Origin of the sequence: Myxococcus hansupus, from assembly GCF_000280925.3 — a bacterium.
In the GTDB taxonomy this organism is placed as follows: Bacteria; Myxococcota; Myxococcia; order Myxococcales; family Myxococcaceae; genus Myxococcus; species Myxococcus hansupus.
Window position 1 is genome coordinate 1,355,801 of record NZ_CP012109.1, and the last position, 12,011, is coordinate 1,367,811.

11 protein-coding genes and 1 pseudogene are annotated in these 12,011 nt (G+C 69.6%); 4 read left to right on the forward strand and 8 right to left on the reverse strand.

Annotated features, from left to right (window positions below):
• Positions 1-10 precede the first annotated feature (10 nt).
• Both A176_RS05575 and A176_RS05580 read left to right on the forward strand, forming a co-directional pair.
• Positions 11-523: a hypothetical protein gene (locus A176_RS05575; protein WP_021781096.1), complete on the forward strand. Its 513-nt coding sequence runs from the start codon at positions 11-13 to the stop codon at positions 521-523.
• Between the two features lie 22 nt (positions 524-545).
• Positions 546-1,865 carry a 1-acyl-sn-glycerol-3-phosphate acyltransferase gene (locus A176_RS05580; RefSeq protein ID WP_002638916.1) on the forward strand — a complete coding sequence of 440 codons (1,320 nt, stop codon included), beginning with the start codon at positions 546-548 and terminating at the stop codon, positions 1,863-1,865.
• On the opposite strand, the gene A176_RS05585 is transcribed toward A176_RS05580, so the two are convergent.
• The 7 genes and pseudogenes from A176_RS05585 to A176_RS05615 all read right to left on the reverse strand — a co-directional run bounded on the left by A176_RS05585 (position 1,862) and on the right by A176_RS05615 (position 8,816).
• On the reverse strand, positions 1,862-3,124 hold the full coding sequence (locus tag A176_RS05585; RefSeq protein ID WP_002638917.1) for a spinster family MFS transporter: 1,263 nt from the start codon (positions 3,122-3,124) through the stop codon (positions 1,862-1,864). The two genes, A176_RS05580 and A176_RS05585, sit on opposite strands and share 4 nt — an antisense overlap.
• Positions 3,121-4,056 carry a Ppx/GppA phosphatase family protein gene (locus A176_RS05590; RefSeq protein ID WP_002638918.1) on the reverse strand — a complete coding sequence of 312 codons (936 nt, stop codon included), beginning with the start codon at positions 4,054-4,056 and terminating at the stop codon, positions 3,121-3,123. The genes A176_RS05585 and A176_RS05590 overlap by 4 nt, the downstream gene beginning before the upstream one ends.
• A 14-nt stretch (positions 4,057-4,070) precedes the next feature.
• On the reverse strand, positions 4,071-5,255 hold the full coding sequence (locus A176_RS05595; RefSeq protein WP_002638919.1) for an aminotransferase class V-fold PLP-dependent enzyme: 1,185 nt from the start codon (positions 5,253-5,255) through the stop codon (positions 4,071-4,073).
• 291 nt (positions 5,256-5,546) lie between these two features.
• On the reverse strand, positions 5,547-6,839 hold the full coding sequence (gene tolB / locus A176_RS05600) for a Tol-Pal system beta propeller repeat protein TolB (protein ID WP_002638920.1): 1,293 nt from the start codon (positions 6,837-6,839) through the stop codon (positions 5,547-5,549).
• Positions 6,836-7,624, reverse strand: a complete 789-nt coding sequence (locus tag A176_RS05605; RefSeq protein WP_002638921.1) for an energy transducer TonB — start codon at positions 7,622-7,624, stop codon at positions 6,836-6,838. Before A176_RS05605 ends, tolB begins: the two co-directional genes overlap by 4 nt.
• A 3-nt stretch (positions 7,625-7,627) precedes the next feature.
• Positions 7,628-8,094, reverse strand: a pseudogene (gene tolR / locus A176_RS05610) (protein TolR).
• Between the two features lie 11 nt (positions 8,095-8,105).
• Positions 8,106-8,816 carry a MotA/TolQ/ExbB proton channel family protein gene (locus A176_RS05615; protein WP_002638923.1) on the reverse strand — a complete coding sequence of 237 codons (711 nt, stop codon included), beginning with the start codon at positions 8,814-8,816 and terminating at the stop codon, positions 8,106-8,108.
• Between the two features lie 161 nt (positions 8,817-8,977).
• On the opposite strand from A176_RS05615, the gene A176_RS05620 reads away from it, so the two are divergent.
• Both A176_RS05620 and murI read left to right on the forward strand, forming a co-directional pair.
• Positions 8,978-9,982 carry a hypothetical protein gene (locus tag A176_RS05620; RefSeq protein ID WP_002638924.1) on the forward strand — a complete coding sequence of 335 codons (1,005 nt, stop codon included), beginning with the start codon at positions 8,978-8,980 and terminating at the stop codon, positions 9,980-9,982.
• Positions 9,983-10,102: 120 nt separating this feature from the next.
• Positions 10,103-10,918: a glutamate racemase gene (murI, locus tag A176_RS05625; RefSeq protein WP_002638925.1), complete on the forward strand. Its 816-nt coding sequence runs from the start codon at positions 10,103-10,105 to the stop codon at positions 10,916-10,918.
• Between the two features lie 90 nt (positions 10,919-11,008).
• On the opposite strand, the gene carF is transcribed toward murI, so the two are convergent.
• A complete protein-coding gene (carF, locus tag A176_RS05630; RefSeq protein WP_002638926.1) occupies positions 11,009-11,860 on the reverse strand; it encodes a plasmanylethanolamine desaturase in 852 nt (283 codons plus the stop codon).
• Between the last annotated feature and the right edge of the window lie 151 nt (positions 11,861-12,011).

Genomic DNA, 12,011 nt, shown 5'->3' on the forward strand with positions numbered 1-12,011 from the left:
GAGGGTGCGCATGCGCTGGCGGAGATGGGTGGTGGGGTTGGGGCTCTGGGGCGCCATGGCCGGCTGTGGGCACGCGAAGGCCTCCGCGGCGGGGCCCGAGCGGCCGAAGTGGATGCCTCCCGAGGGCACGTGTCCTCGGGGCGCCATGCTCCAGATGGAGCGCCTGGGCCTGAAGCCGGGAGACAAGGTCCCTGTCATCGTGGACGCCATCCAGGACCATCCGGGGCCGGCGCGCTACAACTACAGCTTCGTGATTGCCCTGCCGCGAGACACCGGCGAGCAGCAGCTCCCGGGCGCGCGCATCGGTGGGCGCCTGTACGTGACGAAGCACCGCGTGTTTGGCCGGTATGACCGCATCTTCCTCCCGGAGTCCGGAGCGTCGGTGCCCTTCTGCGGCATCCTCCTGGATTCGCGGTGGGACAGGGACGGGGAAGGCCTGATTGCCTACCCGAGCCCCATGAAGGGCTTCTCCGTGGTGCAGGACAACACGGGCGTCATCCAGGTGGTGGACCGGTATCCCTGAGACGTGGAGTACAGTCTCCTCCGTGTTCTACGAGTGCGTGCGTGCGGTGGTGGCCCTGTGCCTGCGTCTCTTCTACCGGGTGAAGGTGAATGCCCCTGCGCTGGAGCCTGAAGGCCCGGTGCTCTTCGTGGGCAACCACCCGAACGGGCTCATCGACCCGGCGCTGGTGTTCATCCTCACGCGGCGCAAGGTGACCTTCCTGGCGAAGGCCCCCCTGTTCCGGATGCCCGTCATTGGCTGGCTGCTCAAGGGCCTGGACGCGCTGCCCGTGTACCGGAAGCAGGATGACCCCACGAAGATGGGCGGCAACGAAGGCACGCTGGACGCCGCCAAGGGCGCGCTGGTGCAGGGCCGTGCCATCACCATCTTCCCCGAGGGCAAGAGCCACTCCGAGCCCGGGCTCGCGGAGCTGAAGACGGGCGCGGCGCGCATCGCCCTGAACGCGGCGAAGGCCGGTGCGGCCGTGCGCATCGTCCCCGTGGGGCTCACCTACGCGGAGAAGCACGTGTTCCGCAGCGAGGTGCTCATCGACGTGGGGCCCGCCATCGACGTGCGGGACTACCTCCCCGCGGACGCCGCCGCCGAGCCGGACGCCGTGCGCCGCCTGACGGAGCGCATCGCGGAGGGGCTGCGCGCGGTGACGCTCAACCTGGAGCAGTGGGCGGACCTCCCGCTGGTGCAGCTCGCTGAGCAGCTCTTCGCCTTCAGACAGGGCGGGGCGCTCGACGCGGAGCGGCTCCGGTTGTGGGCGCGAGGCGTCCAGCTCTTCCGCACGCATGAGCCCGAGCGCTTCGAGCGACTCCGCGAGCAGTTCGTCGCGTTCCAGCATCGGATGGGGCTGGTGCGGGCGACGGGGCCGGAGGACCTGGCGCTCGTCTACCGCGCCGGAAACGTGGTGCCCTTCGTGGTGAAGACGCTGCTGGCGCTCCAGTTGGGGCTGCCGCTGTTCGCGCTCGGACTGGGCCTGTTCTGGCTGCCGTATCAGGTGCCTCGGCTCGCCAGCCGCCGCGCCGAGCTGGACGTCCAGGCGACGGTGAAGTTCCTCACCGCCTTCGTGGTGGCGCTGGTGTGGTGGGGCGCGCTGACGACCGCAGCGGCTTTCTGGGGCGGCGCTGTGCTGGCGGTGGCCGTCTTCGTGGCCGTGCCGCCCCTGGCGCTGTTCACCCTCTACTTCTCCGAACGTTGGAGCGTGCTCCAGCGCGACATCCGGGTGTTCTTGGCGATGGGCAACCGCGTACGGCTCAAGGCGATGCTGCTCGCGGAGGGCGAGCGGCTCGCCTCGGAAGTGGAGCGTCTGGCCGATGAGTACCGGCCGAAGCTGGACGCCTCCGCCCGGAGTTAACGCTCCCGGGGCACGGCTTCGCGGAACAGCCGCGCGCCCACCAGCAGCGCGAAGCCGCCCAGGAGCACGGGCAACGCGTTCATCGCGATGGCGGTGCGCAGGTTGGATGCGTCCGCGATGTTGCCGATGAGGGTGGGGGAAATCGCGTCACCCAGCAGGTGGATGCACAGCACGTTCAACCCCATGGCGAACGCGCGGAACGCGGGCGGCACGCAGTTGACGATGGCCGCGTTGATGGGCCCGCTGTTGAGGAAGATGAGGAACTGGGCCACGGCGATGGCCGCGAACGTGGGGCCCACTGCGTCCAACTGCACCGCCAGGAACATGCACGGCGACGCGAGCAGCAGGCCGATGCCGGACATCCACAGGCCGCCGCCCTCGCGCTTGCGGTCGAGCTTGTCGCCCAGCCACCCGCCCGCCAACGTTCCCAAGAGTCCCGCCACCGCGGTGATGGCGCCGAAGATGAAGCCCGAGCTGTCCTGCGCCAGGCCGCGTTCGCGCACCAGGTACGTGGGCATCCAGAAGCCCAGGCCGCCAATGGAGAACGTCATCAGCGTGTAGCCGGCCGTCACCGCCCAGAAGGCCGCATTGCGGCCCAGGCCCTTCAGGCCCACCATGAAGGGCAGCTTCGCCTGGGCTTCCGGTCCGTCCATGGCGCCGCGCTGAGGCTCCGGCATGAAGAAGGCCATGGCGCCCAGAATCAGGCCCGGGACGCCTCCCGCGAAGAAGGCGACGTGCCACGAGTACGCCTGCGTCAGCCACCCGCCCAGGCCGTAGCCCGCCGCAGCCCCCACGGGAATGGCGATGTAGAAGAACGCCAACATCCGCGTGCGCTGGGTGCGCGGGTACAGGTCCGAGATGATGCTCGGGGCCACCGCGCCGTAACCCGCTTCACCGATGCCAATCACCGCGCGGGCCAGCAGCAGCGCGCCGAAGGACGTGGCCAACCCACTGGCGCCGGTGGCGAGGCTCCAGAGAATCACGCCGCCCGCGACCAGCAGCCGCCGAGGGTAGCGGTCCCCGAGGAACCCGCCTATCGGCGAGGCCAGCATGAACACCACGATGAACATGGTGCCCAGCAGGCCGGACTGCGTGTCGTTGATGCCGAATTCCTGCTGGATGCCTGGCAGCGCCACCGCGACGATGTAGCGGTCGAGGTAGTTGACCAGGTTGATGAGGGTGAGGATGAGCAGCGCATAGCCCGCGTGGGTGGCGGGCGCCGCGGGCGCGGCCGGTGAGGCCGCGGGTTGGGCGTTCATGGAGAGGTGGCTCCGGCTCCGAAGCGATGCGCGAGCAGGCCCCAGCGCAGGCCCCTGTCACTCACCCTGCACGCGTCCAGGCCCAGGGCCTTCACCGCTTCGAGCAGGATGAGCGTGCCCGCGGGGATGACATCCGCGCGCTTGGGCTGCATGCCGGGCAGGGTGCGCCGCTGCTCCAGCGGCAGGGTGCACAGCCGGTCCGTCAGGGCGGACAGCTCCCCCACGGAGAGCGAGCCGCCGTGGACCTGCTCCGCGACATAGGGGTCGATGGCGTGCTGCACGGCGTACACCGTCGTCACGGTGCCCGCCACGCCCACCAGGGCCGAGCCGGGAGGGGGCGCGGGGAGTGAGCGGAAGGTTTCGCGCAGGTGCGCCTCGACGCGCGCGCGGTCCTCGGGCGTCATCGGGTCCGAGCGGACGAAGCGCTCCGTCATGCGCACCGCGCCCACGTCGAAGCTGTGGCGGAAGTCCACGTGGCCGCCGCGGTTGCCGTAGATGAATTCGGTGGAGCCGCCGCCAATGTCGAGCACCAGCAGCGGCCCGGCCGCGTCCGCCGCGAAGTCCGCGTGCACCGCGGCGAAGGACAGCTCCGCCTCCATGGCGCCGGAGATGATTTCCACCGTCACGTCGGCGCGGGCCTTGGCGGCGGCGAGGAACTCCGCGCCATTCTCCGCGTCGCGCGCGGCGCTGGTGGCGGAGACGGCGATGCCTTCGGCGCCCAGGGCGCGCGCTTCGCTGGCGAAGGACTCCAGCACCTGGAGCGTCGCCTCCATGCCCTCGGCGGAGAGCCGGCGGGTCGCGTCCACGCCTCGGCCCAGCCGGGTGATTTCCGCACGCTCCTTCACGGCCTCGAAGCGGCCGTCTGGCATGCGCTCGGCGACGAGCAGCAGCACCGAGTTGCTTCCCACATCGATGGTGGCGAAACGCGACATGCGCGGCAGCCTACTCAACGCAGGAGCGCTTCCAAAGCACTGCCCAGGGCCTCGTAATCCTCGGGGGTGTTGTAGAGCTGCGCGGAGATGCGCACATGCCGGTGCGGGGGGCGCGGCCAGGGGGTGATTTGCGCCTCGACGCGGTACGTGTCGAAGAGCCGCAGGTGGAGCGGGTCCACGTAGAGCGGGGGCTCGGGGGACTCCGGGTATCCGTCGGGCAGTCCCACCGTGGCCATGCTGCCCACCATGTCGTCGGGGCAGGCCGGCTTCGAGCCCAGCCGGGCGCACAGCCTGTTTCGAGCCGCAATCACCTTGGCCCGGTTCGACGCCATGACTTCTGGCCAGCCGCCGGGGAGCAGCCCGCCCACGACGCGAATCGCCTCGGGGACGCAGAGCATGGGGGACGGGTCATGCGTCCCCGTCCAGTCGAAGTCCAGGCGGAAGCGTGAACGGTCCGTCCGCCGGGAGTTGTGTCCGTGACTGATGGACAGCGGCTTGATGGCGTCCTGGAGGTCCCGCCGGACGTGGAGGAACGCGGCGCCCTTGGGGGCGCACAGCCACTTGTGGCAGTTGCCGGTGTAGTAGCCCGCGCCCAGCGTGCGCAGGGACAGCGGCAGCATGCCCGGGCCGTGCGCGCCATCCACCAGCGTCTCCACGCCGCGCGATTTCAGCTCGGCGATGAGCTGCGCCAGCGGCATCACCAAGGCCGTCTGGCTGGAGATGTGGTCCACCAGGAACAGGCGCGTGCGCGGCGTCACGTGCGGCAGCACCGCGTCCACCACCGCCTGCGCGGACGGCACCGGCCAGGGCAGCTTCGCCACCACCACCTTCGCGCCCCATTGCGAGGCCACGAAGTCCAGCGCGTTGCGGCTGGCGTTGTACTCGTGGTCGGTGGTGAGCAGCTCGTCGCCGGGGGCGAAGCGCAGCGAGCGCAGCACCGTGTTGACGCCCGCGGTCGCGTTGGGGACGAAGCCCAGGTCATCCGCGTCCGCGTCGAGGAACGCGGCGAGCGCGGTGCGAGCGTCGTCCAGCAGCGGTTCGATTTCGCGGTGGAGGAAGCGCACCGGCTCCGCTTCCAGGCGGGCCCTGAACTCCGCCTGTCGTTGGAGGACGGCGGTGGGGCAGGCCCCGAACGAGCCGTGGTTGAGGAAGACGACTTCGGGGTCCAGGCTCCATTGGCTTCGGAAGGACGCGCTCATGCGTGGGACTCGACCCGAGCGCGCCCAGCCTGTCAACGTCGGCCCGTTTCAGCCGCCGGGCCCGAGCCGCCGGGAAGGGCGGACGTTTGGGCCCTGGCTTGCCCGTTCCATCGGCCGGGCCCGAGCTACAGGCAAGACGGACGTGGGGCGCCTGGCTTGCCGCTGCCAGCCCTCATGCCCAGGTCGCCAGGAACGGCGGACGTCCGGGCTCGGGCTGCCGGGGCCAGCGTGCCTCGATCGCGGCACGCTGGGTGGGAGGGGCTGTGACGCCCGCTCCCATGGGGGGCTTCGCTACTGCGCCTGCGGCAGCGGCGACCAGTCCGGGGTCTGGTAGACGCCCTTTTCGGCGCGCAGCGGCAGTTGGTTGTTGCCGTCCGCGGTCATCACGTAGAGCTGCGAGCCGCCGTTGCGCGTGGACGTGAAGACGATGAGCCGGCCGTTGGGCGAGAAGGCGGGCTCCTCGTTGCTGCCCTGGTCCTGCGTGAGGCGCGTCACCTTGCCCGTCTCGACGTTGATGGTGAAGAGGTCGAAGGCGTTGCGCTCATCGCGCGCGGTGAAGACGATGAGGTCTCCGCGCGGCGACCAGTCCGGCGTCTGGTTGTAGTTGCCCTGGAAGGTGAGCCGCCGCACGCTCGTGCCGTCCGCGTTCATCACGTAGACCTGCGGGCTGCCGCCCCGGTTGGACACGAAGGCGATGCGCTTGCCGTCCGGCGAGAAGGTGGGGCTGGTGTTGAGGCCGTAGGGCGTGTCGGTGAGCGCGCGGTTGCCGCTGCCGTCGACGTTGGCCACGTGAATCTGCGCGCTCTCACCCTCCGCCAGGGAGTAGGCGATGCGCTTGCCGTCCGGCGAGAAGGCCGCGCCCGTGGCCATCTGCCCACCGGAGATGACGGCGCGAGCCTCGCCGCCGGGGGACTGCACGTAGATGTCCGGACGATTCTTCCGGTACGTGGTGAAGGCGACCTGCGTGCCGTCCGGGCTCAGCCCGGGGAGGATGTTGATGCCGCCCTTGGTGAGGGCGCGGGCGTTGCCTCCGTCCCAGTCCGCCACGATGACGTCGCGGTTGGTGCCGGCCTTGCGCACGTAGGTGATGCGCGACAGGAAGGGGCTGGGCTCCTTGGTGAAGTGCCGGTAGAGCGCGTCCGCCAGCCGGTGCGCCAGCAGCGAGGCGTCGGTGGCGGGCGCGTCCTTGGTCACCTTCAGGTCCTCGCGGCCGGTGCCCACGTTGAACAGGCGCAGCTCACCACGCAGCACGCCCGCGTCCTGCGCCAGGGAGACCTTCACCAGCGCCTCGGCGCCCACGTCCGCCCAGCGGCTGAAGTTGATGCTGGCCGCGGCCATGCCTTCCTTCGCGTCCGCCGTGAAGCCCTTGCGGTCCAGCACCTGGAGGATGCCGGATGCGGCCAGGTCGAAGCTGAAGGCCGCGTCGAAGGGGGCCACCAGCGACTTCGCGCCGTCGTTCTGCGTCAGGGGGGCGGGCACCGCCACCGGCAGCGGCCGGAAGTTGGCGCCGGAGATTTCGATGGTGGGCGCCTGCGCGAGCGCGACGACGGGGAGCAGCAGCAGGGAGAGGAGCAGGGCTTTCATAGGGCGTTGAACACCAGGTTGACGCCGCTCTTCTGCAGGGCGTCTCGGAGATGGTCCGGCGGAGGAGAGAAGGGCGCGGCCTTGCGCACGGCCGTGATGACGGCCGAGTCGAAGAGGTCGTTGCCGCTGGCCTTGGAGAGATTCACGTCCAGCACTTCACCCGTACGGCCCAGGCGCACCGCCACCATGGCCTTGAGGTGCAGGCGCTCGGATTCGGGGATGGTGTCCGCCACGCTGTAGTGGCGTCGGACCTGCGACTGAAGCAGGCCGAAGTAGCGCTCGCCTTCCGCCGTGGCCGAGTCGCCGTCCGGGTCCCCGTCCTCGGCACCCTCCGCCTCTTCGGGCTCGGCGGCCTTGGCCGTCTTGTCGAAGGCGCCGAAGAGCCGCTTGCGCCGGTCCTCGCCCGTGGCTTCACCCTTCTGGGGCGCCGGCTTGGCCGGAGACGGCTCTGGCTGGACGCCGGGAATGGGCACGGCCACCTTGGCGGGCGAGGGCTCCGGCGGCGGCGCTTCGGGGGCCGGCTTGGGCGCGTCCACCTTCTTGGGGGGCGGCGGAAGCTGCTCCTTGCGTGGCAGCAGCTTGGTGTCCCGGGGCTTGCCCAGGCGCACCAGCGTGGCGCGGATGGGCTTGGTGTCCAGGTCCACCTTGGGCGTGGCGGAGTAGCGCGCGTACGCGATGGCCGCCACCAGCACCAGGACGTGCCCCACCACCGACACCACCACGAAGCGCGACAGCCGCGTGGAGCGCGTGACGAGCAGGCTGTGGCTTACCGCGGAGTGGCTCATGGGCTAGCGCTTCGCTTCCTTTGACTTGCTCTTGTCGCTGTTGGACGTCCGGCCCCCGTCGACGGGTCCGTGATCATTCCCACATTGCCAATGCCCGCGCGCTGGGCGGCGGCCATCACCTCCACCACCACGCCGTACGGCACGTCGCGGTCCGCGTGGAGGTAGACCTCCTTGTCGGCCTGCGCCTTGGCGTTGGCGGCGAGCTTCTGCTCCAGCTCCTCCAGCGCCACCTCCGCATCACCGATGTAGACCTTGCGGCCCGCGTCGATGGAGAGCACGAGCTTCTTCTCCGTGGCCTCCACCGGCGCCGCCTTCGTCTCCGGCAGGTTCACCTTCACGCCCTGCTGGATGAGGGGCGCCGTCACCATGAAGATGATGAGCAGCACCAGCATCACGTCGACCATCGGCGTGACGTTGATTTCGCTCATGGTGGTGCGGCCACCGCCTCGGTTGCCTCCGCCCATTCCCATGGTGGCCCCGCCTAGCGGAAGAAGTGCCGCTTGATGATGTTGAGGAAGTCCGCGGAGAAGTTCGACATCTCCGTGTCGAACACCTTGATGCGGCTGACGAACGAGTTGTAGGCGACCACCGCCGGAATCGCCGCGAACAGGCCGGCGGCCGTGGCGAAGAGCGCGTTGCCCACCGGCGCGGCGACCGTGGCCAGCGTCGCGTTGCCCTGCTCGGCGATCTGGTTGAAGGCGCTCAGGATGCCGATGACGGTGCCGAACAGGCCCACGAAGGGCGAGGCCGAACCCACCGTGCCCAGGAAGGACACCCGGTTCTCCAGCTCCGTGATTTGCGCGGTGGCGGCGCGGTGGAGCGCGCGCTCCACGTTCTCGATGCCGCCCAGCCGCTCGGCCAGGGCGCCCTCGTTGCCGCCTTCCTTGGTCTGCGCCAGCTTGGTCAGCTCCTCATAGCCCGCGCAGAAGACCTTCGACAGCGGCGAGCCGTCGAGCTTCTGGGCTGACTGGTAGATGGCTTCCAGGCGCGAGGCCTTCCAGAAGGTGTCGAGGAAGGTGAGAGATTGTGCGCGAGCCTTGGCGAGCTGGGACGCCTTCATGGCGATGAGGGCCCAGGAGGCCACGGATACCCCCATGAGGAGCAGGAGGACAGCCAGCTCGATGAGGGAAGCGTCGCGGATGATCTCCACGTAGTTCATGGCGCCAAGCGCCAGGGGCAGGTGGGGCGTCATGGGGAGCAGCGCGTAACACTCCGATAAGACAGGGTCAAACAATGGGGGTACGGTTGGTTGCTTGAGCAGGATTGCTGGTGGCGGTGAATAATTCCCGCGGCTGCCCGTCGGATGGAGCTGAAACGGGCCGAACACCTCACTACCCCACCGACAGGTGCCCCATGAACTCGCGGTTGCTGGTCGCATTCCTCTGCGTCGTTGCGATCCTCCCTGGCTGTATCGTCAACAACGATGGTCCTCGTTACCGCGGGGATGTGACCTTCCGCTGGAGCTTCGGCGGCCTCCGCTGTGATGACGTGCGCGCCGTGATGGGCGTCAACGTCACCATCGACGGCGAGCTGCTGGCCAACGGTGGCCGGTACGACTGCCAAGCCAACGGCTTCGACGGCATCGTCCTTCACGACTTCGCGCCGGGGCGCTATCCGTTCCATCTGGTGGCGGTCAACTACTCCAACGAGGTGCTCTACGAGGCCAGCGGCAGCTTCGTGGTGGACGGGCATGTGACGGTGAGCGCGGACCTGACCCCGGTGGGCCGCCCGCACTCCTTCGCCTACCTGAGCTGGCAGTTCGCCCCCCCCTACGGCCCGTTCCTCAACTGCAACCAGGCCGGCATCGACTCCGTCGACGTGATGTTCGAGAACGGCGACAGCGGGAACTTCGGCTGCTGGGAGGGCCAGGGCGGCAACCACGTCCAGACGGACTACCTGGAGCCGGGCCTCCACTACGTGGAACTCTTCGGGCTCGATCGGCACGCGCTGCCCCAGTACTACTTCGGGGGCGACATCGAGACCTGGGCGGGGCAGCCGACCTCGCACACCGCGGAGCTGTGGGCCATTGGTGGCGCCGCCATCCGGTGGGAGCTGCGCTCGTGGGGTGGCCGGCCGATGAACTGCGGCGAGGCGGGGGTGGACCGGGTGGGCATCAACTTCCTCAACCTCGCGACGAACCAGTGGGTCTACGGCGACGTGGGCGACTGGCACGGCTGCAACGACGCCCCGGTGACCTATGAGTACCTGCGGCCCGGCCGGTATGCGGTGGATGTCTACGGCAAGGGGCGCGACGGCCGCGAGTTCATCACCCCAGATCCGCTCCCGGTCATCGATGTGGTGGCCCACCAGTTCCCGGGCCCGAACTCCGCGCTGCCGGTGTACGCCATCCAGAACTGAGCGCGGCGGGCAGACGGGGGAGTGAGCGGAGGGCCGGGGCACATGCTCCGGCCCTTCGTGCTTTCTGGCGCGGCGTGGGCTGCGCGGGGGTTGGCATCAAACGTGATAGGGACACGCTCCATGCGGCAAGGCAGCCACGGTCCCATTGGCGTGTTCGATTCGGGTGTTGGAGGACTCACCGTCCTCAAGGCCCTCATGTCCCGGCTCCCCCATGAGAGCACGGTGTACCTGGGGGACACCGCGCGGGTGCCGTACGGCACCAAGTCCGGCGAGGTGGTGACGCGCTACTCGCTGAAGAACGCGGAGTTCCTGCTGGAGCGCGGCATCAAGCTGCTGGTGGTGGCGTGCAACACCGCCTCGGCGGTGGCGTTGCCCGCGCTAGAGGCCGCGCTGCCGGTGCCGGTGGTGGGCGTCATCCTCCCCGGTGCCAGGGCCGCGCTGTCGCGCACGCAGGGCGGTGGGGTGGGCATCATCGGCACCCCCGGCACCATTCGTTCAGGGGCCTACCAGCGCGCGCTCGAGGCCGCGGACCCGCGGGTGCGGTCCAAGGCCCGCGCCTGTCCGCTCTTTGTGCCGCTCGCGGAAGAGGGCTGGACCACCGGTGACGTCCCGCTGCTGGTGGCGCGCGACTACCTGTCCGAGTTCACCCGGGACGGCGTGGACACGCTGGTGCTGGGCTGCACGCACTATCCGCTGCTCAAGGGCGTCATCGCGGAGGTGGTGGGGCCCCAGGTGGCGCTCGTGGACTCGGCGGAGGCCACCGCGGAGGCCGTGGCCACGCTGCTCGAGGAGCGCGGCGGGCTGGCCTCGGGGACGCACGGCGCGCCGTCACACGCGTACTACGTCACCGACGTGCCGGAGCGCTTCATGGAGGTGGGAGCCCGCTTCCTCGGCCGGCCCATCACCGCCGCGGAGCAGGTGGACCTGACCTTCTGAGGCGTGACGCGTCGCGGCTGGGCGAAGGTGCTCCAGCCGCGGGCGGTGTGCGACGCCTGCCTGGGAAGGGCGGCGTCGCGGTGCGGCGGATCAGGCCGAGGGCCGGGACGACGCCGGCTTCTCCGGCGTGGTGGCCTTGTTGAGCAGCTCCTTGGCGGCCTGGACCACGGGGGCCTCGCTCGCGTGGTCCGCGGCGACCAGGGCGCGGGCCGCCTCGTCACCGATGTCGTCCTGGCGCGGGAGCTGGCCGGTGGCCCAGGTGATGACGCGCTCGGCGGCGGGAAAGAAGTGCATCATCGTCAGCGGCTTGTTCAGCCAGCCCACGGTGATGCAGTAGTACTTGTTGTACGGCTTGGTGTGGTGGATGCGGTGGTGGTCGGGCGGGAGGATGAGGTGCACGCGCTGGAGGAAGCCGACGAGCGCGGGCGGCGAGTCCGTGTGCGACCACTTGTGGAACTGGTTGGTCGCCATCACCCAGAAGATCATCGCGCCCAGGAAGGACGCGCAGAACACCCAGCCGGGGCTGCTCATGGGCAGGCACAGGGCGAGGATGGCCACGGGCAGGGAGATGAGGCAGTTGTTGCCGTTGGTCTCCACGAAGTCGTGGCGGGTGATGGCCTTCTCGTCCACGTGGTGCTCGCGGAAGGGGCGGATGAGCGCCTTTCCGAGGAGGGGCATCTCGGTGGAGCCCCACGTGTCGCCCAGCCAGTGCACGAAGCCCGAGACGAAGTCCGCGGCGAGGTAGCCCAGCAGCACCGCGCTCAGCAGCAGCCACGTGCCCGCATAGGGGTTGCCCCACAGCCGGTAGACCAGCGCCACTTCCAGCGCGATGAAAGAGACGATGGCTCCAATCTCCATCGCGCGGATGGCGGGCGAGTACCCCTGGGCCAGCACCTGGGCATCCTGCTGGCGCACTTTGTTCTCAATCTCTTGGGTCTTCATCCGGGCGTCCTGACCGTTCGTGGGGTCGTGGCGAACCACGTCCGACCGGCTGTACGTATCCCAGCCGCTTTCAGCTTTTCAACGGAACTGCCATGCGAATGCACGGGCCTGCACGGTCGGTGAGCCTGGGAGCCGATTGCACACAAGAGGT

Coding starts and splice junctions, on each gene's coding strand:
- A176_RS05575 (WP_021781096.1), top strand. CDS start 11: ATGCGCTGGCGGAGATGGGTGGTGGGGTTGGGGCTCTGGGGCGCCATG.
- A176_RS05585 (WP_002638917.1), bottom strand. CDS start 3,124: ATGAACGCCCAACCCGCGGCCTCACCGGCCGCGCCCGCGGCGCCCGCC.
- A176_RS05590 (WP_002638918.1), bottom strand. CDS start 4,056: ATGTCGCGTTTCGCCACCATCGATGTGGGAAGCAACTCGGTGCTGCTG.
- A176_RS05595 (WP_002638919.1), bottom strand. CDS start 5,255: ATGAGCGCGTCCTTCCGAAGCCAATGGAGCCTGGACCCCGAAGTCGTC.
- tolB (WP_002638920.1), bottom strand. CDS start 6,839: ATGAAAGCCCTGCTCCTCTCCCTGCTGCTGCTCCCCGTCGTCGCGCTC.
- A176_RS05605 (WP_002638921.1), bottom strand. CDS start 7,624: ATGAGCCACTCCGCGGTAAGCCACAGCCTGCTCGTCACGCGCTCCACG.
- A176_RS05615 (WP_002638923.1), bottom strand. CDS start 8,816: ATGACGCCCCACCTGCCCCTGGCGCTTGGCGCCATGAACTACGTGGAG.
- A176_RS05620 (WP_002638924.1), top strand. CDS start 8,978: ATGAACTCGCGGTTGCTGGTCGCATTCCTCTGCGTCGTTGCGATCCTC.
- murI (WP_002638925.1), top strand. CDS start 10,103: ATGCGGCAAGGCAGCCACGGTCCCATTGGCGTGTTCGATTCGGGTGTT.
- carF (WP_002638926.1), bottom strand. CDS start 11,860: ATGAAGACCCAAGAGATTGAGAACAAAGTGCGCCAGCAGGATGCCCAG.